Genomic DNA, 22,817 nt, shown 5'->3' with positions numbered 1-22,817 from the left:
CCCTCTCAGCCAAATAAGTCGCAAGTATATACTTAAAAAAGTACATTAAGAAGCTTCAAAAGTATATTGCATATATTTGGGGCTATATTAACCTCTAAAATTTAACAAAATTTGTTAAGCACCAAATTTTAAGTTAAAGTTTAAACTTAATTGCGGCAAAGTCCTATATTATTTCTACTACTTCTCAAGTGCGCCCAGCACTTAATTATAAACTGTCTGATCGCATCTCACAAGCTATTGTGCAATAGTATTTTTAGACTCGGGTGCAAAAGTAGGCACAATCGGGCACACTCTGTATCAGCAACATAAAAAAAATATCCCCTCACAGGTTCTTTCTGAATTGCACTAAAGCTAAAAGTGCTCTTACGCTACCATACCCACTGCGGACATATGATGCGACGGTCATTGAACAGCTTAAAACCTACTACTACCTCGTGGGTTCCGGCGCTTACCCGGTTGAGGCCTGATGTGGTGGCGTCGTATGAATAGGAGATGTCAATCAGTGGGCTAACATATACGCCCACCATGCCTACTATGGCATCGTTGTGGCGGTAGGAAGCACCTACCCAGAAGCGCTCATCATAAAGCGCACGAAGGTTTACGTCCACAGAAAGTGGGCTAGGCGAGGCTAGTTTGAGCATCACAGAAGGGATCAGGTCTATACGACCTCCAGGAGCAAAGCGGTAGCTACCCGTCAGGAAGTAATGGCGCTGCAGGTCAAGTGACACATTGTTATCCTCAGCGGAGCGGAAAGCGCCCGCATTCTCCAGCAGCTGAGCCCCCGCCAGACCTACAGAGAAGTTACGGGAGTACACCCACAGCCCCAGCGAAAGATCCAGCACATTTTGATTCACCTGGCCACCACCTATCAGGGGCTCTGCCGGGTTGGTGAACTCCAGTTCTGAACTGTTGATGGTATTGCGCACCAGGCCCGCTGCCACGCCTGCTGACACATTGATGGTGCGCGTAACGGGTAAGTGGTAAGCATAGGTGCCTGATAGCCCCGTTCTGCGCAAGGGCCCTGTTTTATCGGTATGAAGAATAATACCTGCCCCATGGTGGGCGAGCGCCTTGGCATACTTGGTACTGGCCGCACCTTTATTCAGCGGCATGTGGGCGGAGGCGTAGTAGGTAACAGGCGCTCCGTCTAGCCCCACCCACTGCTGCCGGTTGCTTATGCGTATGTCGGCATAGTCTTCTATACCTGACAGGGCGGGGTTGAGCAGAAAGTTATTGACCATGTACTGGCTGTACTGCGGACGCTGCTGTGCGAAAGCCTGCGTGACAACACCTACCAATACAACCAACAGGAGAGACAGCTTCTTCATAGTCATTATCTAATAATGGTCACATGCCCTGAAATTGGTTTTTCGGAGCTGTTGAGGTAAATGATGTAGTAATAAGTCGCCACTGGCAGGGACTCGCCATTGTAGGTACCGTCCCAAGGTGTAGCATAGCCGGTTGAATTGAAAATCTGGTTGCCCCAGCGGTTGAAGATCTCGACGCGTGCATCCGGATAGTTCTGAATGTTCTCAATCTCCCACACATCATTCACCCGGTCGCCGTTTGGAGAGAATGCGTTAGGCGCTGTGATCGCAGGTATAACCGTCACGGTCACTTCATCGGTTGCCGTACAGCCTTCTTCGGTCGTGATAGTCACCGTGTAAGTAGTAGTCACATCCGGCCTGGCCACCGGGTTGGACACATTGGCGTTGCTCAGGCTGGCAGCAGGCTCCCACTGGTACGACACCCCGCCTGAAGCACGCAGCTCTGCAGGACGCCCCTGAATGATTTCCACATCTGGACCGGCATCAGCGACAGGCTCCACTACGGTCACGTTTACCGCCGTGCGGGTAGCATTTGTACAATTGTTATTGTTTCTGGCCTGTACATAGAAAGTGGTGTTACTACTAAGCTCTGGTGTAACGAAAGTAGTGCCGACAAAGAGCGGCGACCCGCCAGTTGGAGCATCATACCACTCAATGGTATTGCCGTTAGCATTGGCTACCGTTAATGTGGCAGACCCACCCACACAGGCGCGGGCGTTTTGCACTGTCAGGATAGGAGCGTTTGGCAAAGGCAACATGGAGATCAGCACTGCTTCTGAAGGATTTTCACAACCTCCTGAAATAACCACTCGGCGGAACCAGGTGTCACGGGTCAGTACAGGCGGAGAATAACCTGCTCCTGTATTCTGACCAGGCGCAGGATTGAAACCTGCATTCGGGCCGCTAATACTGCTTTCCCAAAGGTAAGTAAAACCGCCGCTGCCACCGGAAGGGGTCGTGCCCATCAAAGCGGCTGGCTGCGTGCCTGAGCATATCTCCTGGGCAGCTGAAATGGAGTTGCCCGTAATGGCAGGCCGTATGCGTATCTCCACCACATTACTCTCGTTTGGTGTACATTGTCCGGAACGCACTATTCGCTGGAAATAGGTAGTCTGGGTAATAGCACCCGGGGTATAACTCTGCTGGTTGTTAGTACCCGGTGCAGGCACAAAGCTGCCGGCATTTCCTGTTCCACTGATCAGCCATTCGTAGGTATAGTTGCCGCTGCCGCCAGATGGGGCAGAACCGGTGATGGCACCTGGTGCGGCACCCGAGCACTCATCCTGGGTCGGCGCTGTAATGGTGTTGTTGGCAAGAGCAGGGAAGACGGAGATTTTAACTGCTTCAGACACCACTGTACAGCCGCCCGATGTAACTGATCTCCTGTACCAGGTATCCTGGCTTAGTGCGGAAGTAAAAGTATAGTTCTCCCCTGCATTGTTGCCTGATGCTGCTACAAACCCGGTGTTAGGACCAGTTGTGCTTTCCTCCCAGCGGTAGGTATAGGGCTCTCCGCTACCTCCTGTTGGTCTTGATCCCACCAACTGTGCTGGCACTTCACCTCCACATATCTCCTGGTTCGAACTGATAGTGTTGTTCTCAACACGCGGTACAGTTTGTATTTGTATTACATTACTGATGCTTGGCTCACAATCCCCCTGCCGCACGACGCGCCGGAACCAGGTAGTGGCGCTGATGGCCTCCGGACTATAATTCTGATTGTTATTGACTCCAGGCGCCGCCGTAAATCCATCATCCGGGCCAGTAGTACTCAGTTCCCAGGTATAGGTATAGTTGCTGTTACTGCCGCCTGTCGGTTCGCTTCCTTCCAGTTCAGCGGGACGGTCGCCCACACAGATGCCCTGATCTTCGCTGATGGTATTGTCAGCTATACCTGGCACCACGTTCACCACTACAGTGGCACGTGGGCTCACGCAATTATTTGTGTTTACACCTTCCACATAGAAGTTTGTGGTTGAGGAGAGTGGCTCCGTTGTGAACTGCGCTCCCTCAAACACAGGGTCTCCACCACTGGGCTCAGTATACCAACGGTAAATCAGGCCACTTACAGGTCCAGAGGCACGTAAAGTAGTTGTACCTCCAATACAGGCAGGTTCTGGCTCCGCCACAGTAGGAGCAGCGGTCAGTGGGGGCAGCACAATCACCTCTTGCTCTGTAGGGCCCTGGAAGTCGGATCTGCCGCACTCGTTCACACCGAGCACCCGCACCCGCCAGGTACCTATCTGGTTGAAGTTTATCGTCTGGTCTTCTCCTGTTCTGTTGGATGTGGAACCGTCTGGGGCTGTGATCGTCCAGGTCACAGTGAACTCATTGCCGAAGTTGCGGTCAAAAAACGAGTTCGTACTGTTGAACGTAAATTCATCTGGTCCGCAAAATGGCCCTACAGGCGGCAGCTGAACCTGCGGGTAACCGACTACCACGCTTTCCTCTGCTTCGTCGGTACCGCATGCATTCTCAACTGTTAACTTTATCTGGTAGACGCCATTGTCAAAGAAGATTACCTTAAGGTCTTTTTGGTCCAATCCACCTTCCACTATCTCGTAGGGAGTAACTCCCGGCGGAGAGGTAATTTCCCAGGTATAAGTCAAGCCACCTCCTGTAGACTCTTTCGCCTCCTGATCTTCTGTCTCCTCAGTTTCCGTCATGGTAACATAAACCGGTCGACAGCCAATGCCTGGCTCTATTTCAGCAGGTTTTTCAGGATCATTCTTTGCAGGGTTGAAACCGGCTTTAGGCTTCTGCAGAAACTCAAAAACCTCTTCATAAATAGTGGAGCAGCCATTGTTGTTAACCGCTCTGATCCGGATGGTATAGGCACCCAGCTCTTCATACACAGGCCCTTCAACAGGAAACGTAGTGACACGCTGCTCTTCCTCGTCTTCGCCAAGCCCCCAGGTGATATAGTATTCAGTGATGTTGTTAAGTTGCGGTGACTGTGGATCCGATACCACGGCACGTACCTCAGCTTCAGCAGGGTCTTCATCTTCCGGGAGGCACTGGGTAAACGTTTCGCCATCTTTATCTTTGCCCTCTATAGTATAGGTCACTTCCGCCTGCTGCTGCACCGACACTGCAGCCTGGCCCTGTGGAGACGGGCAGCTACCCGTTCTGCTAATAGCGGTAACTCTTACTGTAAAAGGCTGTCCAGTGGTTCCAAAACTCTCATAACTATGCGTTTCAGTCGCACTTCCCCTTGCGATTACATTGCCGTCTCCAAAATCCCAGTCAAATGTGTAGTCTTCATCCGAAAGGTTAGTAACATTAAAAGCAAACTCCTGTCCTGAGCAAATAGGCCGATTAGGGTCAACCACAATGGTAGGCTCAGGAGGGGTTGCTGCCACCACAACCGGATTCGTACGCAGCGGCGTAGCGTTGTCACAAGCGCCCGGAGCAGGTGTGGCGATGGCGTAATAAGAACCGGGTTCGCTAACTGAAAGCGTGTTGGCATTCGGAGCGCCGCTTATTGGCTGCTCATCTTTGTACCATTGCCAGGTTTGCACAGTAAATGTAGCGTTGGCTGTAATTACCGCAGGCTGACTTCCAAGACATACACTTACATTGTTATCGATTGTTGCAGTCGGAGAAGGGCAGTTGTCCACACTTCCAGAAGCCTGCTGGACTATAGCGAGGAGAAAGAGTAAAAACCAGGTAAAAGTCTTATACGAAGTAAACCGCATCAGGAAAGCTTTAAGGGTGAATTTGGACCGCGCCTAAACTATAACGATATAACCTTTATTTATGATTTATCAGAGCATGACAATAAAGTAAATAATGCTTAAATATAAGCAAAACAATTAAATAACAGCATATACACCCTGATCAGTGATCTATAAAGCCACTTTCCAGAATTGACTTACAAACTAGGCGTATTATTGTTTAGGTTTTACTGCGATATTCCATCATAGTAGAAGACCCTTATCTACGACAACAGGTATAGTTCTGTTCAAATATAGTGAAGATAATATCTGATTGTGAGGACTATTATATTAGAAAGGGAAGGCTAAGAAGAATGGATTAAAAAACAAAAACCCTGAACCGTTTCCGATTCAGGGTTTTTCTTGGGTAGCGGGAACAGGACTCGAACCTGTGACCTTTGGGTTATGAGCCCAACGAGCTACCAACTGCTCCATCCCGCACTGTTATTGTGTTACAAAAGTAGTATAAACATACTTACAATGCAAGCTTTGGTTACCAAAAACCTCAAAAAAATTGCGCTCTGCTAGAATTTGCTCGTGATTCCGAAGTGTATCTTCGAGGCTCTCAGCGACATAGGCTGCTGTTCCGATTTTCCGACAGAATACACTAATTGGAAAATTCCGGCGCCAGTACTAAAACTTATACCTCCGCCAACACCCAGTGGCAGGCCTTCGGCTTTAGATTGCTCCAGGTCGCTGCGGTAGTAGCCCTGATCGTAGAAGAGCAGCACGTAGGAGTCTTCGGCCGTGAACAGACGGTATTCAAGCGTGCCAATGCCGTAGGTGGACGCAAAAAAGAAATATTCATCAAAGCCCCGCAGGGATGCCAGGCCGCCTATGCGGTACATGTCGTTGAGAAAGATCTGATCATTGAGCAGTGCCTCGCCTCGCACTCTTGCCAATAAGGCGCTGTTTTTGCCAACCCTGAAGAAGTTCTCCAGACGCACGCCCAGACTAAGCTGGGTTGTATTCACCTCCAGCGTATCGTAAAACTCCTTCTCCAGACTCGGATTGCGCAACAGTTTTTTGCGTCCTGCTGCCAGTTGCAGCTCTACCAGGCGACCTTTACGGGGGAAATAGAAGTCGTCGAGGTTGTTCCAAAGGTAGTTCAGACCATAGGTATTGGTACGAGCATCGGCCAGGTCGAGCGCACGCAGGCTCTGTGGATTGGCCGTGGAGAGAATGCGGGAATTACGCCACTCTGTGAACACACTAAAGCGCCCATACCGCATGGTATTATAGGCCAATTGCACTCGCGGCTGTATGGTGATAAAGCTGGAATCCTGCTTCAGCAGCCCGAAGCGGGTGCCTAGCTCAAAAGGAGTTCCGAAAAGATTAGGGTGCAGGTACTCGCCGTTCAGGATAACTGACCCCTTATTTACCCGACGCCATTGCAGGCCGAGCTGCTTGCCGCTGCCTTTGATGTTGCGGATGTTCATATTGGCCTCGCCTGTGATCAGCAGTTTGTTGCCGGAGCGGCTTGGGTCGGGCAGGAAGCCGACCACACCGTCTATCTGGTTTGTCTGGCGGTCTTCCAGGAAATAAACCACCCGCGCCTTGTCCCGATAGAACTGCACCTGCGGGGGCCGCACTACTTTCAGGTATGGCAGTGTAGTGAGCATGCGTTGCGAAGCCTCCACCTGATCCTGGTTATAGGGTTGCCCAGGGTATAGCTGCAGGTAGCGCATCAGAAACTTAGGTTGCGTTTTGCTGCCCCCCATCACTTGCAGGGAGTCGTAAGTGACGATGAAAGCTTTCTCAACCATCAAGGCGGCTCTTATCTTGTTATCCACTATCTGAATGGAGTCGAGCCATACAGAGGCAAAGGGGTAGCCATTGCGCTCAGCGTAGTCGAGGATGCGCTGCTGCAGACGGGCGTACTCAGCCGGCTTGAAGGGTGTGTTGCGGTAAAACTTCTCCCGGAAGCCAGATTCCACCAGTATACCTTCGCTCAGGTTGCCGTTGCGCAGCTCAGCCCAGTCGAAGCGACTGCCGATGTGCAGTTTCACGTGGAGCGTATCACCGTGCTTGTACGAGCTGTCAGCCGAGGCCAGCAGGTAGGCATCCTGATGCAGCCGGTGCACCAGTGCCGTGACTTCTTTGCGGGCTTCTACGGTATCGGTATGCTGGGTGCGGTAATTATACTGTCGCAGTACGGAGCGCTCTGCACTTGTCGTGTATACCTTTAGCGCTGCTTTTGTCTGGTTTATCAACTTAGGCGTTGGCGGCTGTACCTGCTGCTGTGGCAAAGGCGGCTTGTCCTGCGCCTGCGCCAACGTGGGCAGCCATAGGAATAAGCACCAGACTAAGACAGCGATTTTGTACATTTGTACGCTAAATGGTTGAATTGTTTAAGGGCTAAATTGTTTCTCTATTAACAAGAAGCATCTGCTCAATGGCTTGCCTGCAAAGGTAAGACTGCCTGAACGGTTTGTCGCATGCTATTTTTACATATCACACGAACTGAACAGTAATTTAACCATCAACAATTTAACAATTAAAAAATTGTCCGGCATCTACCTCCATATTCCTTTCTGCAAGCAGGCCTGCCACTACTGTGACTTCCACTTCAGCACCTCCATGGGGCACAAGGAGGTCACCATACAAGCCATTGCCCGGGAACTGGAGCTGCGTCGAGAGTACCTGCAGGGGCAAGAGGTCGGCACGATCTACTTTGGCGGCGGCACACCCTCGTTGCTCACCCAGCAAGAGTTGCAACTTCTACTGCAAACCATCAAAGACTTGTTTATAGTTTCGGAAGACGCAGAAATAACACTGGAGGCCAATCCGGATGACCTGTCACCGGAAAAGCTGCGGGAGCTAAAAGCAGCAGGTATAAACCGCCTGAGCATTGGCCTGCAGTCCTTTCACGAGCCGCACCTGCGCATGATGAATCGCGCTCACAACGCAACTGAGAGCCTGCAGTGCGTAAAAGACGCCCAGGCCGCCGGCTTCGACAATATCACCGTGGACCTGATCTATGGTATACCCGCCACGGATCACAGCATCTGGCTCGAGGACCTGAAAACGCTATTCTCCCTCAACGTGCAGCATGTTTCCTGCTATGCCCTAACCATAGAGCCCGACACGGCCCTAGGACGCTGGAGCAAGAAAGGAACCTTTAAACCGTCGGAAGACGAGTTTACGGCGGAGCAGTTTGAGATCCTGCTGGAGCAGATGAAGGCGCAGGGCTTTGTGCAGTACGAGGTGTCTAACTTCAGCAAGCCTGGCTGCGAATCGCGGCATAACAGCAACTACTGGCGAGGGGTGCATTACCTGGGGGTGGGGCCGAGTGCGCATTCCTTTAACGGGCATAGCCGGCAGTACAATGTGGCCAACAACCGCAAGTATACCGCCGCCATAAGCGAAGGCACTATACCTGCCGAAGTAGAAGAGCTTACTTTGGCAGACCAGGCCAACGACTTCCTGCTTACCACACTCCGCACTATCTGGGGTTGCGACCTGAAAGTGATGCGCGACAGGTATGGCTACGACCTGCAGTCACAACACCAGCTATACCTGCAGCAGCTTCACAATAAAGGCCTGGCCTGGATCGAAGCGGATGTGCTATACCTAACTGATCAGGGCAAGCTGCTTGCCGACCAGATCACCCTGGACCTGATGGTGGAATAGCTTTCGCTTTTATTTCAGATTTATTCGTAGATTTGGTATCAGGCGGATATAGCCCCGCACCCCACCACCATGCAGCTACTGGAAACACTTTACTTGAATGACATCAGCCGGATTGCAACAGACCGCCAACACGGTATTCTGGCCAATACCTGGCTACGCCCTGTGGAGCACAGCGAGATGCTTGAGACAGCGGAAAGGATAAGCCAGCTGCTGCAGGAGTCTAACATTGATAAGTTGCTCCTGAATGCCATGGCCATCGGCAAGTTACTGCCCTACACCAAAGAGTGGCTGTCTACAACTTACTACAAGTCGCTTTCGGACCTGGGCCTGAAAAAACTGGCCCGTGTGCTGCCCGAAAATGTGTTTAACAGACTTTCGTTTGAAGCTGTTGTTACAAGAGCTGAAGCCTTGGGCTGCGTGAATTTTGAAGTCAAAAACTTTACCAGCGACGAAGCTGCCTTGCGGTGGCTTCGGGATTAAAAGCCTCAGTTCCATGGAAGCCTCCATCACTTACCGCGACCAGCCCTATACCTTCGACCCGATACAGCCGCTCGACATTTCGATGCCCCTGCACAACGGTCAGCTACAACCCGAGTGCTTTTGGGCTGAGCCGGTGGCTTTTGATGTGATCCGGGTCGGGGATTTTGTGGGAAGCGTAGCAGAAGGGGGCAGCACCAATTACAAGCGCATACATGTGACACCACACGGCAACGGCACTCACACCGAGTGCTACGGTCACATATCGGCTGATGAAAACGCCACTATTCACAACTGCCTGAAACGTTTCCTGTTTGTAGCACAGCTTATAACCGTACAGCCACAGAAGCAGGAAAACGGTGATGAAGTGGTAATGCTGGAGGATGTGAAGGAGAAGCTGCAAGGTATAAAATGCGAAGCGCTCATCATCCGCACCCTGCCCAACACAGACGAGAAGCTCACCCGCCATTACTCCGGCACCAATCCACCCTACCTGGAGCACACCATCGGGCAATACCTGGCTGAGAAAGGTATACAGCACTTGCTCCTCGACCTGCCCTCCGTAGACCGTGAGCTGGACGAAGGCAAACTGCTTTGCCACCATGCTTTCTGGCAGTACCCAAAGAATACCCGTTGTGGCGCCACCATCACGGAGCTGATCTATGTACCGAATCAGGTAGACGATGGGCTATACCTGCTCAATCTTCAAATTGCTAGCCTGCAACTCGATGCCAGCCCCAGCAAACCAGTGCTGTACAAGCTGTCACCCGTCTTTCCAACTTTGTAATAACTCACATTTTGTGTCAGCTCTCGTGAGCGCCTGAAACTTGTTTCATAGCCGGCTAGACGCTCACGGTCTGGGAGACACTGTGAGGTCGGGTATACCTATAAAAAAAAGCTGGCGCCAAAAGCCCCAGCCTTAAGGTTAGGTTTAGTTTAGTTGAGGATTCTTTAAAATAAGGCTTCAGCGACTTTCCGCACCGACTCTGACTTACCCATAGAGTAGTAGTGCAGACAAGGCACACCAAATTCCATCAGCTCTTTCGATTGCTGTATTGCCCACTCCACACCCACCTGTGCGGCAGCCTTGTTGTCCGGACAGACCTCGATGGCATCCGCTAGTGCGCAAGGAATTTCGATGTGAAACAGGCTCGGCAATAGTGTCAGCTGCGTCTTGGTAGTCATCGGTTTCAGACCCGGAATGATCGGCACGTTTATACCTTCTTCACGGCAGCGCTTCACAAAGTCGAAGTATTTCTGGTTATCGAAGAACATTTGCGTTACAATGTACTCTGCCCCCAGCTCCACTTTCTTTTTAAGCCATCGCAAATCTGACGTTATGTTAGGCGCCTCGAAGTGCTTTTCCGGATAGCCCGCCACACCGATGCAGAAATCAGTGCCATTGTGGTATGCCTGCTCATCATCCAGGTAACAGCCCTTGTTCATGTTCACGACCTGCCCAATCAGCTCTGTTGCATAGGTATGACCATCCGGCTCAGGCACAAAGCGCTGCTCGCTCTTCACGCAGTCGCCACGCAATACCAGCACATTGTCTATACCTAAAAAGTGCAGGTCGATCAGGGCATTTTCTGTTTCCTCTTTACTGAAGCCACCGCAGATCAGGTGCGGCACCGTATCTACCTTATAGTGGTTCTGGATGGCCGCACAAATACCTACCGTGCCCGGTCGCTTGCGCGTGCTGCGCTTCTCTAACAGCCCATTTTCCCGCTGCTTGTACACGTACTCTTCGCGGTGGTAGGTTACGTCGATAAAGGGTGGCTTAAACTCCATTAGCGGATCGATGTGGCTGAATAGGGTTTTCATGTTCTCGCCCTTGAGTGGCGGCAAGATTTCAAAGGTGAACAGCGTCTTGCCATTGGCGTTCTGGAAGTGCTCGGTTACTTTCAAGGTATAGTTGGTGGTTAAATTGCTTTATTCAAAAAATGCTGGCTGACTAGACTGCCTGTTGCGCCATGACCTTTGGTTCGTAGTTCAGGTTTGGCGAGAGCCAGCGCTCCAGCTCCTCTTTGGCCATTCCTTTGCGCTGGGCAAGATCAGCTACCTGGTCTTCGCCTATCTTGCCAAGGCCAAAGTAGCGGGAATCCGGATGAGAGAAGTAAAGTCCGCTCACGGACGATGCCGGATGCATGGCCAGGTTCTCCGTCAGGATTACACCCGTTTCTTCTGCCTTGAGTAAGTTGAACAACGTGATCTTTTCAGTATGGTCTGGACAGCCGGGGTAGCCTGGGGCAGGGCGTATACCTTTGTATTGCTCCTTGATCAGGCCCTCATTGTCCAGCTGCTCGTCCGGTGCGTAACCCCAGAGCTCTTTTCGTACCTGCTCGTGCATGTGCTCAGCAAAAGCCTCAGCCAGACGGTCAGCCAGCGCCTTGACCATAATAGATTTATAATCGTCGTGCTCGGCCTCGTACTGTTCCAACAGCTTCTCGATGCCAAAACCCGCTGACACCACAAAGCCACCGATGTAGTCTGCTATACCTGTTTCTTTCGGTGCCAGGAAATCGGAGAAAGCAAGGTTCGGCACATTAGCTCCTTTCTTACCCTGTTGGCGCAAGGTATGAAACTCTGTGAGCACGTTTTCACGTGAATCATCGGTGTATACCTCGATGGTATCATCCGCCACCACGTTGGCCGGGTAGAAACCTACCACGGCACGAGCCTCGAGCAATTGCTTTTCTACGATCTCCTGCAGTATGGCCTGTGCATCAGCAAACAGCTTGGTGGCTTCCGCTCCCAATTCCGGGTCGTTCAGTATTTTCGGGTACTGCCGCTTGAGCTCCCAGGTATGGAAGAAAGGCGTCCAGTCGATGTACGGTATGATCTCCTGCAGGGGGTAATTGGTGTATACCTTGTTGCCGGTAAAGCTCGGCGTGGTTACTTCTGTCGAACCCCAGTCTACCTGGTACTTGTTGGCGCGGGCCTCTTCTATGCTGGCAAAAGCGCGGTCTTTGGTGCGGCTCAGGTGGTCTTCGCGCAGCTTCTCGTACTCGGCCTTGATCCCGGCAATGTAGCTGTCGCGGTTGCTGCCCAACAGATTACTCACCACCGTCACGCTGCGGGAGGCGTCGTGCACATGCACCACGGGGCCGCTGTACTGCGGCGCAATTTTCACGGCGGTGTGTACCCGTGAGGTAGTCGCGCCACCGATCAGCAACGGAATTTTCATGCCACGTCGCTCCATCTCCTGCGCCACGTATACCATTTCGTCCAGAGACGGGGTGATCAGGCCGCTCAGGCCCAGCACGTCTACCTGCTGCGCTTCGGCTTCGGCCAGGATCTTGTCCAGCTGCACCATCACGCCCAGGTCTATCACTTCGTAGTTGTTGCAGGCCAGCACCACACCCACAATGTTTTTGCCGATGTCGTGTACGTCACCTTTCACGGTGGCCATCAATATCTTGCCCTGAGCGGAGGAGGAAGAACCCGCTTTCTCAGCTTCCATGAACGGCAACAGGTAGGCAACGGACTTCTTCATCACGCGGGCGCTCTTCACGACCTGTGGCAGGAACATCTTACCAGCTCCGAACAGGTCACCCACTACCTGCATACCTGCCATTAGCGGCCCTTCAATTACGTCCAAGGTTTTAGTGGCTTTCTGTCGTGCCTCTTCGGTATCTTCTTCTATATAATCGACGATGCCTTTTACCAGCGCATGCTTCAGACGTTCCTCTACCGGAGCCTCACGCCAGGCATTGTCAGCGGCAGTAGCTGTTTTGCCCTTGCCCTTGATGGTCTCGGCATAGTTCACGAGCTTCTCAGTAGCGTCTGGGTGTTGGTTGAAAATCACATCTTCGATCAGGTTGCGGAGCTCTAGCGGCACCTCTTCGTAAATCCCCAGCATACCCGCATTCACGATGCCCATATCCATACCTGCCTGCACGGCGTGGTATAGGAATATTGTATGCATGGCCTCACGCACCAAATCGTTACCCCTGAAAGAGAAGGACAAATTGCTCACGCCGCCGCTAACCTGCGCATGCGGCAGATTGGCCTTGATCCACTTCACCGCCTCGATGTAGTCGACGGCGTAGTTGTTATGCTCCTCTATACCTGTGGCAATGGCCAGTATGTTCGGGTCGAAAATGATGTCCTGTGGCGGGAAGCCTACTTCGTCAACCAAGATGCGGTAGGAGCGCTCACAGATCTCGATGCGACGAGGCAAGGTGTCAGCCTGCCCCTGTTCGTCAAAGGCCATCACAACTACAGCCGCACCATACTGGCGTACTTTGCGGGCCAGTTTCTTAAAGGCTTCTTCGCCTTCCTTCAGTGAGATGGAGTTCACAATGGATTTGCCCTGCACGCATTTCAAGCCGGCTTCAATCACACTCCACTTGGAAGAGTCAATCATAATGGGCAGCTTGGCGATATCGGGCTCAGAGGCGATCAGGTGGAGGAAGTCCGTCATGGCCTGCTCCGAGTCGAGCATGCCTTCGTCCATGTTCACGTCTATGATCTGAGCACCGCCTTCTACCTGCTGTCGGGCAACGGAAAGGGCCTCTTCAAACTTGCCATCGACGATGAGGCGGGAGAATTTCTTGGAGCCGGTGACGTTTGTGCGCTCGCCGACATTCACAAAAAGGGTATCGGAGGTGATGGTGAGGGGCTCGAGGCCGCTGTAGCGTGGAAGGGGAACTACGGGAGTGGGAGTGTGCGGTTTATACCTGCGTACCAGGTCTGCGATTACTTTGGTGTGTACTGGCGTCGTGCCACAACAACCACCCAACACATTCACTAAGCCTTCCTTCAGATACTCCTCCACAATGGCTCCCATCTGCTGGGCTGTTTCGTCGTAGCCGCCAAAGGCATTCGGCAGACCGGCATTCGGGTAAGCGCTGATGTAACAGTTGGAAATGCGCGACAGCTCCTGTATGTGCGTCTTCAACTGACGGGCGCCCAAGGCACAGTTAAAGCCCACACTCAGGATCGGCGCATGCGAGATCGAATTCCAGAAAGCCTCTACCGTCTGCCCTGACAAGGTACGGCCGCTGGCGTCGGTGATCGTGCCGGACACCATGATTGGCAGTTCTTTGCCACCATCGTTCACGTGCTGCTGTATGGCAAAGAGGGCTGCTTTACAGTTAAGGGTATCAAACACGGTTTCCACTAACAGCAAATCAGCTCCGCCATCTACCAGGCCACGCACCTGTTCGTAATAAGCCTCCACCAACTGGTCGAAGGTGATGGCTCGAAAGCCTGGGTTGTTTACATCGGGGGATAGAGAAGCCGTGCGGTTCGTCGGGCCGATGGCACCTGCCACGAAGCGTTTATGGGTAGGATCGTTGGCCTCGGCTTCGTCCGCTGCTTCACGTGCGATCCTTGCCGACTCGTAGTTGAGTTCATACACGATATGCTCCAGCTTGTAATCCGCCATAGCGATAGTAGTACCGCTGAAGGTATTGGTTTCGATGATATCGGCGCCGGCCTCTAGGTACTCGGTATGAATCGCCTTGATGATATCCGGACGCGTGATGGAGAGTAGGTCGTTGTTGCCTTTCAGGTCGGACGGATGATCTTTGAAACGCTCGCCACGGAAATCGGCTTCGGAGAGCTGGTAGCGCTGGATCATGGTGCCCATGGCGCCATCGAGCACGAGTACGCGCTCCTGCAGCAAGGTATGGATCGGATGATGTGGTGTGGTCATGTTTGGTGTTCCCCCTCTTGGTTAAGTCTACATACGCGCTTATCAAGAAGGACACCCAAGGAAGGTATACTCTCTTATCTTTTCCCAGCCAAGATATGGCTGAGAAGGGAATTAGCACCAAGCTGGTACAAGGTTGCTAAGACGTCATCGGGCCCTGTCCCTCGGTCTTTCTTGATAAGAATGCTGTAAAGATACACACTTATCCGCAAAAGGCGAATTTTTGTTGCACCTGGATAGGAAGATAACAGGAGGAGTTGTCGAATTTCGGCCTACAGCGGCTTGCAAAAGGTATAAAAACAGAAAGGGACACTAAAAGTGTCCCTTTCCTAAAAGAGTTTAATTGTTTTCACTCTATAACTCTTTATACCTTCTTATACGGGAGCAAAATCTGATTGTTCTTCCCACAGGTAAGTATTTTCGCTAGGGCAAAACAAAAAGGGACCACCTTGCTGGTGGTCCCTTTTTGTTTAAAAGCCCAGGGGCCTTTTGTATCGGTCAGAATTAAGCTTCTGCTTCTACTTTAGGTACTACAGAAACGAATGAACGGTTCTTAACACCTTTCTTGAATTGAACTACACCGTCAACCATAGCGAACAGTGTGTGGTCTTTACCCATACCCACGTTCTTACCTGGGTGGTGTGCAGTACCTCTTTGTCTTACAATGATGTTACCAGCGATGATATCCTGGCCACCGTAAATCTTAACGCCAAGTCGTTTAGAATGCGACTCACGACCGTTGTTAGAACTACCAGCTCCTTTTTTGTGTGCCATTTTGTTTAACTATTTACTCAGGGCGATGAAACACCTGAAAAATTCAACGTTTAATTTCTTCTTACTGCTTATCCAATGCTCTCGATCAGGACCTTCGTGAAGTGCTGGCGGTGACCATTCTTCTTGCGGTATCCTTTTCTTCTCTTCTTTTTGAAAACGATTACTTTATCGCCTTTCACGTTGCCAAGGATCTTTCCAACCACTTTAACACCGCTAACGAAAGGAGCACCTAAAGTAACAGTGCCGTTATCATCAGTAAGAAGAACATTGGTGAACTCCACGGCGTCACCATCATTGCCGGAAAGCTTGTTAGCGTAGATGAACCTTCCGGCCTCTACTTTGGTCTGTTGACCTGCGATTTCTACAATTGCGTACATCAGCTTCAATGTATGATTTAAAAATTTTAAGTCTGCAAAATTAGCAGTCTAAAAATTAATATGCAAATCATTGTTCCTTAATTCCTTCTGTTTTTCCAGGCCTTATGCACAACTATGTGGATAACGATGTTGAAATCCACACTCCGTAATTTTACACCCCTTAAAAACCCCCATAACACACTAGCCTATAAACCCTTACAAGCAACCCTTCCGTTCCACGTTTTCCACAAACTGCAAAACTCTCCATTACTGAACATCATATTTAGGCTGAACGCACGCCCTGATTTTGGATTTTACACTCTCAAGAATACACCCACTGTCTCTTAATCCGGCCATCGCTTGCACTTTGCAGCACTATGCAACGATTTAATATTGAATTATATATATTTTGTCAAACATATATATTAACAAACGCATGTTGATAAGCCTGTTGATTTAAAGTCAAATTTCAGACAATCAAACACTTAACAAAGTGTGCATAAATTGAACAACTTTAGCCCTTCAATTCAAGTTCTTATCACTATATTTGAAGACCTGTTACCTGTTTATCAGGCGGCAGAGAGACGACTTAATAAACAGGTCTGACATCATCAAAGAGCTTTACATTAGCCCAACATGCTGTCATTCTGAATTTTAGATATCATTTAATGTTTACGCGTATGGAGCCAATACTACAAGAAAACCCGAATCGCTTTGTTTTATTCCCAATACAGCACGACGAGGTGTGGCAGATGTATAAGAAGGCAGAAGCCAGCTTCTGGACTGCCGAGGAGATCGACCTGTCGCAGGACCAGAAAGACTGGGAAAACCTGAACGACGGCGAACGCCACTTCATCAGCCACGTACTGGCATTCTTCGCCGCCTCTGATGGCATCGTAAACGAGAACCTCGCCATCAACTTCATGCAGGAGGTACAGTTACCGGAAGCCCGCTGCTTCTATGGCTTCCAGATCATGATGGAGAACATCCACTCCGAGACTTACTCACTCCTTATAGATACTTATATAAAGAAGCAGTCCGAGAAAGACTACCTCTTTAATGCGCTCGAGACTGTGCCTTGCGTGAAGAAAAAAGGTGAGTGGGCGCTTAAGTGGATCAACAGCGAGAAATTCGTGGAAAGACTGATCGCTTTTGCGGCTGTGGAGGGCATCTTCTTCTCCGGCTCTTTCTGCTCTATCTTCTGGCTCAAGAAGCGTGGCCTGATGCCAGGCCTGACTTTCTCAAACGAACTGATCAGCCGCGACGAAGGCCTGCACTGCGATTTCGCCTGCCTGCTTTACTCTATGCTGAACAATAAACTGCCGGAGAGCCGTGTGCACGAGATCATCCGCGATGCGGTTGAAATTGAGCAGGAGTTTGTGACAGATGCGCTGCCAGTGGACCTGATCGGCATGAACGCCAAACTGATGAGCCAGTACATCGAGTTTGTGGCTGACCGCCTGCTCGTCTCACTTGGTTGCAGCAAAATTTATAACGCCACCAATCCATTCGACTTCATGGAAATGATCTCTCTGCAGGGCAAGACCAACTTCTTTGAGAAGCGCGTGGGTGAGTACCAGAAAGCTGGCGTGATGGGCGACAAAGACAAAAACGTTTTTTCGCTCGACGAAGATTTTTAGCAAACAAAATTTGTCGTAAGTTTAGGAGATAAAGGGCGCCGGGCTTTTGTCCGGCCGCTTCCTGAATTACCTTATATCATCCGGATGCAGGTATAGCCAACCGCGCCAGCACTCGCAACACCGGACCTTATACCTGGCAATGATCGCCAGACGGAGCATCCGCCTCCGAATTTGTGAAAGCAATTGGCTTTAGCTGTTAAACTATAGTATTTCAACGGATTACGTCTATATACACGTATTTCCTTATGAAAATATTAGCATGTATCAAACCGCTGCATTGGTAGCGGCTCTCTTATACCTATACCTTATAATTAACCCGGGCTTTTGACTCCCGCTAAATGTATACGCTATGTTAGTAGTTAAACGAGACGGCAGACGCGAATCCGTCAAATTCGACAAAATTACCGCACGCATCGAGAAGCTGTGCTATGGTCTGAACATGGACTATGTGTCGCCGATTGAGGTGGCCAAAAAAGTAATTGACGGCATTTACGACGGCGTAAGCACCATAGAGTTGGACAACCTGGCGGCAGAAACAGCTGCTTCGCTCACGACCAAGCACCCGGACTACGCGGTGCTGGCGGCACGTGTGGCGATCTCCAGCCTGCACAAGGTGACGAGCAAGTCGTTCTCCAACACCATGAAGCGCCTCTATACCTACGAGGACCCGAAAACGGGTGAGAACGCGTCACTGCTGGCCAAGGATGTGTACGAGATTATCCGCAAGCACGCCGCTACGCTGGACTCGACCATCATCTACGACCGGGATTACAACTACGATTATTTTGGATACAAAACGCTGGAGCGCTCATACCTGCTTCGCCTGGATGGCAAGATCGTGGAGCGCCCACAGCATATGTTGATGCGTGTGGCCGTGGGTATCCATAAGGAGGACATCGAATCTGCCATCGAGACTTATAATCTCATGTCTGAGAAGTGGTTTACGCACGCCACACCAACATTATTCAATGCCGGCACGCCAAAGCCGCAGCTATCTTCGTGCTTCCTGCTCACCATGCAGGACGATAGCATACCTGGCATCTACGACACCCTGAAGCAATGCGCCCAGATCTCGCAGAGCGCCGGAGGTATTGGCCTGAGCATCCACAATGTGCGTGCGACAGGCTCTTACATCAAAGGCACGAACGGCACCTCTAACGGTATCATCCCGATGCTTAAGGTGTTCAACGACACGGCCCGCTACGTGGACCAGGGTGGTGGCAAGCGCAAAGGTGCTTTCGCGATTTACCTGGAGCCATGGCATGCCGACATCTTCGAGTTCCTGGACCTGAAGAAGAACCACGGCAAGGAAGAAAACCGTGCCCGTGACCTGTTCTACGCCCTCTGGACGCCAGACTTGTTCATGAAGCGTGTGGAGCAAAACGGCGACTGGAGCCTGTTCTGCCCGAACGAAGCACCTGGACTGGGTGATAGCTGGGGCCAGGACTTTGAGCGTCTGTACGAGAAGTACGAGCGTGAAGGCCGTGCCCGCAAAACAGTGAAGGCACAAGACCTGTGGTTTGCCGTGCTGGAGTCTCAGATTGAGACAGGTACGCCTTACATGCTTTATAAGGATGCTGCCAACAGCAAGAGCAATCAGCAAAACCTGGGTACGATCAAGAGCTCCAATCTCTGCACTGAGATCATGGAGTACACCAGCCAGGACGAGGTAGCGGTATGTAACCTGGCATCGCTTGCATTGCCACGCTATATCAAAGAAGAAGGCGGTCATAAGACGTTCGACCATCAGAAATTGTTCGACGTGACGTACCATGTGACGAAGAACCTGAACAAGGTGATCGATATCAACTACTACCCGGTGCCTGAGGCCCGCAACTCCAACATGCGCCACCGTCCGATCGGATTGGGCGTGCAAGGCTTAGCGGACACTTTCATTGCGTTGCGTATGCCGTTTGAGAGTGACGAAGCCCGTGGCCTGAACAAGGACATCTTTGAGACCATTTACTTTGCTGCCATGACGGCTTCTAAGGACCTGGCAAAGAAAGACGGTGCTTACGAAACGTTCAAAGGATCACCTCTGTCAGAGGGCAAATTCCAGTTCGATATGTGGGGTGTAACACCAGACAGCGGTCGTTGGGATTGGGAAGAGCTGCGTCAGGAAGTAGTGAAGCACGGCGTGCGTAACTCCCTGCTGGTAGCGCCAATGCCTACTGCCTCAACAGCACAGATCCTGGGCAATAACGAGTCGTTTGAGCCTTATACCTCTAACATCTATGTGCGCCGCGTGCTTTCAGGTGAGTTCATGGTTGTGAACAAGCACCTGCTGAAAGACCTGATCAGCCTGGGTCTGTGGAATGACAGGATGAAGAATGCCATCATCGCAGCTAACGGCTCGGTGCAGGACATCCCGAGCATCCCACAAAACATCAAAGACCTATATAAGACAGTATGGGAGATCAGCCAGCGTACGGTAATTGATATGAGTGCCGACCGTGGTGCCTACATCTGCCAGAGCCAGTCGCTGAACCTGCACGTGATGAACGTGAACTTCGGCAAGCTGACCTCGATGCACTTCCACGCTTGGAAGAAAGGCCTGAAGACAGGTATGTACTACCTGCGCACAAAAGCTGCTGTAGATGCCATCAAGTTCACGGTAGAGAAACAAGCCGCCGAAACACTGGAGCCAGTCTACAACAGCCAGGACCAGAATCGCAGCGACATGAGCTGCTCCCTGGATAACCCAGACGCTTGCGAAGCTTGCGGATCGTAAATAACTGAAGAAGGAGGGCTTATTGTCCTCCTTCTTTTTTAATATTCAACTTTTACCAAAGGAATGCTAAGGATGGAGCAAAAAAAGCCCACTAAGTTGCAGCTTAGTGGGTTCTAGTTGAGAAGGTCTCTGCTAGTAATGTCTCACCTAATTCATTTCAAACATGAAGAAGGAGTCATTAAAAGACCATCCTGATTATGTTGAAGTGTTTACACGTTTCATTACCATAAAAGGTAAGAGAGTCTACAAGAAGGACGGTGGCGTGTTTCACTTCTACGCTAAGCGTAGATAACTTCAGCATCTTAAGAAAGGGGCTGCTCTGGTAGGGCAGCCTTTTCTTTTGCTTAAAGTACGTAAAGCTGCTTCAAAAAAGACAGCAATCCTTTCGATAAATTTATCCACAATAGCTTTAGAGCTTCTAAAGGCTAATAGTAAACTCGAATACCCCAACATAAAATAATCTGCTTCAGTACAAGCTTTTATACCTGAAAAGCTGGATAGGCTATACCTTACCATACTGAAGACATACCTGTGAGCAAACAATCTGATCAAAACAACCAAAACCAACGCTACTTAAGCCGTCGCAGTTTCCTAAGCAAGTCTGTGCTGTTAGGGGCAGCAGCCGGTGTGGCAGGCTATACCGGCGCCTTTGCCGATGCAATATCAGCACCCCTGCAGAAGCAAGATCAAAGCCTTCCGCCCCAAGGCCACTACCTCATCAAGAATGCCTATGTCCTCACCATGGACGCGAAACTGGGAGATCTTCCCCAAGGCGATGTGCTGGTGCAGAACGGCGAGATAAAACAGGTAGGGCAGCAGCTAAGCGCAAACGGCGCAGAAGTGATACAGGGAGAAGGCATGATCGTGATGCCGGGTCTGGTGGAAACACACTGGCACCTCTGGACCTCCCTGCTGCGCAGTATGGCCGGTGACCGGGAGGGCAGGGGATATTTTGACATCACTCGCACGGTGGGTCAGCACTACACCCCGGAGAGCATATATGCCGCTACACGTTTGGGGATCGCAGAGGCCATTCATTCAGGTATAAGTACTTTGCACGATTGGAGCCACAATGCCCGCGGCCCAGCCTTTGCGGAGGCTAGCCTGCAAGCCCTGCGCGAAGCAGGTATACGGGGACGCTACTCACTGGGTGTGCCGGCTGGGAAAGGCGGCCTAGTCGACCTGCAGTTGTTAGAAAGGTTGAAACAGGATTGGCCCAGGCTTGCCAGCGATATCTTACACCTTGGCTTAGCCTGGCCAGGTATAAATGACAGAAAGGAACAAGGTATAAGAGAGCTAAAGCTTGCTCAGCAGCTAGGTATACCTGTGTCTGTGCATGCCAGTAAAGCAGGCGTGATCAGCGGACTTATGCAGGAGGACTTACTCGTCAAAGGGATGCAGCTCATCCACTGCAAAGACGCCACCCTAAGCGAAATACAAGGTATAGCAAAGGCCGGTGCGGTCGCCAGTTTGTCGCCCTTCTCGGAGTTACGCATTGGGTACGGCATACCTCCCGTAAAAGAGCTGCTGGATGCTGGCGTTACTATCGGCATCTCAACGGACACTACTACGCTTACAGGAAATGCTGACTTGTTTGCGGTACTCAAGATACTTCTGAACCTGGCCAATGCGCTTAACAGAAGTGAGTTTGCTCTCAGTGCTAAACGCACGTTGGAGATCGGCACAATCGAAGGAGCCCGTTCTCTTGGGTTTTCAGATCATATAGGCTCCCTTACCCCGGGTAAGCGTGCAGACCTGATCATGCTCTCCACCAATGCCTTGAATATGGGCTATGTTACGGAATCGTATCAGCTGATCGTAGAGGCTGCGCAGCCAGCTAATGTGCACACCGTCATGGTTGATGGGAGAATCCTGAAAAGGAACTATACCCTTACTCACTTGAACAAGGATAAAATTTTGGCAGAAGCCAAGAATGAGTTCGAAAAGATAATGAAGAAGAGCGGCTGGTAAGAATACCTTATCTTAAATGAATCAGTTGGTGTTGTGGGGCAATAGATTTGGGGGTCTCCAGCAACCACTGCATCGCATCGTGCTCGTTTTCAAAGTCTTTGAGTTCTAAAGGCTGATCGAACGTATATCCTCTGTTAATCATCGTATCTACCGCCTCCCGGTTATGCTCAAATTTGGAAGGTATACGGGCAAGTCGCTTCAATGAGCTTTTAGCCATTTGCGGCACATGCACCTCCAGGCTCCATTTCAGGTCTGCAGGCGAAATAACACCCATCAGCCGATCATCAGCCAACCACCTTGTCAAAGAAAAACGGTTGATCATGTCATGGCAAAGCAGATAAGCCTCTCTAAGCTCGGCACCTTGTAAATGACCGCGCCATTCGGCTTTGCCTAGCTTTTGATCTTTGTCATACGAAAGCTTAACAAAGCTATTTTGAAAGTAGAGTTGCATCAAGAGAATTTCCTCTCAGGTAAAATTGTAAATAAGTTTTTGGAGTAGCTTAAGGATAAAGACGGTTGTGTGGCAAGGCCT

14 protein-coding genes, 1 tRNA gene and 1 riboswitch are annotated in these 22,817 nt (G+C 50.7%); of the genes, 6 read left to right on the top strand and 9 right to left on the bottom strand.

Features of this window, described 5'->3' with window-relative positions; genetic code table 11:
- Window positions 1-368: 368 nt before the first annotated feature.
- The 4 genes from BW972_RS05440 to BW972_RS05425 all read right to left on the bottom strand — a co-directional run bounded on the left by BW972_RS05440 (window position 369) and on the right by BW972_RS05425 (window position 7,371).
- The gene (locus tag BW972_RS05440; RefSeq protein WP_076421498.1) at window positions 369-1,328 is read right to left on the bottom strand and encodes a PorP/SprF family type IX secretion system membrane protein; all 960 of its coding nucleotides are present in this window, start codon (window positions 1,326-1,328) and stop codon (window positions 369-371) included.
- Window positions 1,329-1,333: 5 nt separating this feature from the next.
- Window positions 1,334-4,849: an Ig-like domain-containing protein gene (locus BW972_RS05435; RefSeq protein WP_159439847.1), complete on the bottom strand. Its 3,516-nt coding sequence runs from the start codon at window positions 4,847-4,849 to the stop codon at window positions 1,334-1,336.
- Between the two features lie 559 nt (window positions 4,850-5,408).
- A tRNA-Met gene (locus tag BW972_RS05430) sits at window positions 5,409-5,485 on the bottom strand.
- Between the two features lie 83 nt (window positions 5,486-5,568).
- Complete coding sequence (locus tag BW972_RS05425; protein WP_234986301.1) at window positions 5,569-7,371, bottom strand: BamA/TamA family outer membrane protein; 1,803 nt, start codon at window positions 7,369-7,371, stop codon at window positions 5,569-5,571.
- Window positions 7,372-7,549: 178 nt separating this feature from the next.
- On the opposite strand from BW972_RS05425, the gene hemW reads away from it, so the two are divergent.
- From hemW to BW972_RS05410, 3 genes are all read left to right on the top strand, one after another.
- Window positions 7,550-8,677: a radical SAM family heme chaperone HemW gene (gene hemW, locus BW972_RS05420; protein ID WP_076421367.1), complete on the top strand. Its 1,128-nt coding sequence runs from the start codon at window positions 7,550-7,552 to the stop codon at window positions 8,675-8,677.
- Window positions 8,678-8,746: 69 nt separating this feature from the next.
- A complete protein-coding gene (locus tag BW972_RS05415) occupies window positions 8,747-9,157 on the top strand; it encodes a hypothetical protein (RefSeq protein ID WP_007655133.1) in 411 nt (136 codons plus the stop codon).
- 13 nt (window positions 9,158-9,170) lie between these two features.
- Entirely contained in the window at window positions 9,171-9,941 is a 771-nt protein-coding gene (locus tag BW972_RS05410) for a cyclase family protein (RefSeq protein ID WP_076421366.1), read from the top strand.
- Between the two features lie 164 nt (window positions 9,942-10,105).
- On the opposite strand, the gene metF is transcribed toward BW972_RS05410, so the two are convergent.
- The 4 genes from metF to rplU form a co-directional block, all read right to left on the bottom strand.
- The gene (gene metF / locus BW972_RS05405) at window positions 10,106-11,062 is read right to left on the bottom strand and encodes a methylenetetrahydrofolate reductase [NAD(P)H] (protein WP_076421365.1); all 957 of its coding nucleotides are present in this window, start codon (window positions 11,060-11,062) and stop codon (window positions 10,106-10,108) included.
- A gap of 46 nt (window positions 11,063-11,108) precedes the next feature.
- Window positions 11,109-14,816 carry a methionine synthase gene (metH, locus tag BW972_RS05400; protein WP_076421364.1) on the bottom strand — a complete coding sequence of 1,236 codons (3,708 nt, stop codon included), beginning with the start codon at window positions 14,814-14,816 and terminating at the stop codon, window positions 11,109-11,111.
- A gap of 71 nt (window positions 14,817-14,887) precedes the next feature.
- Window positions 14,888-14,997: riboswitch (SAM riboswitch) on the bottom strand.
- Between the two features lie 320 nt (window positions 14,998-15,317).
- A complete protein-coding gene (gene rpmA, locus BW972_RS05395) occupies window positions 15,318-15,587 on the bottom strand; it encodes a 50S ribosomal protein L27 (RefSeq protein ID WP_076421363.1) in 270 nt (89 codons plus the stop codon).
- A gap of 68 nt (window positions 15,588-15,655) precedes the next feature.
- On the bottom strand, window positions 15,656-15,964 hold the full coding sequence (gene rplU / locus BW972_RS05390) for a 50S ribosomal protein L21 (RefSeq protein ID WP_007657183.1): 309 nt from the start codon (window positions 15,962-15,964) through the stop codon (window positions 15,656-15,658).
- 659 nt (window positions 15,965-16,623) lie between these two features.
- On the opposite strand from rplU, the gene BW972_RS05385 reads away from it, so the two are divergent.
- From BW972_RS05385 to BW972_RS05375, 3 genes are all read left to right on the top strand, one after another.
- Window positions 16,624-17,583 carry a ribonucleoside-diphosphate reductase small subunit gene (locus BW972_RS05385; RefSeq protein ID WP_076668228.1) on the top strand — a complete coding sequence of 320 codons (960 nt, stop codon included), beginning with the start codon at window positions 16,624-16,626 and terminating at the stop codon, window positions 17,581-17,583.
- Window positions 17,584-17,932: 349 nt separating this feature from the next.
- Window positions 17,933-20,314, top strand: a complete 2,382-nt coding sequence (locus BW972_RS05380; RefSeq protein WP_040574233.1) for a ribonucleoside-diphosphate reductase subunit alpha — start codon at window positions 17,933-17,935, stop codon at window positions 20,312-20,314.
- 531 nt (window positions 20,315-20,845) lie between these two features.
- On the top strand, window positions 20,846-22,285 hold the full coding sequence (locus BW972_RS05375) for an amidohydrolase family protein (protein WP_083674077.1): 1,440 nt from the start codon (window positions 20,846-20,848) through the stop codon (window positions 22,283-22,285).
- Between the two features lie 7 nt (window positions 22,286-22,292).
- Here BW972_RS05375 and BW972_RS05370 read toward each other — a convergent pair whose 3' ends face one another.
- Window positions 22,293-22,736, bottom strand: a complete 444-nt coding sequence (locus BW972_RS05370; RefSeq protein ID WP_076421362.1) for a hypothetical protein — start codon at window positions 22,734-22,736, stop codon at window positions 22,293-22,295.
- Between the last annotated feature and the right edge of the window lie 81 nt (window positions 22,737-22,817).

It is taken from the genome of Pontibacter lucknowensis (genome assembly GCF_900156415.1).
In the GTDB taxonomy this organism is placed as follows: domain Bacteria; phylum Bacteroidota; class Bacteroidia; order Cytophagales; family Hymenobacteraceae; genus Pontibacter; species Pontibacter lucknowensis.
Note: the sequence above shows the minus strand (reverse complement) of the source record. Positions and strands in the feature narration are given on the sequence as shown.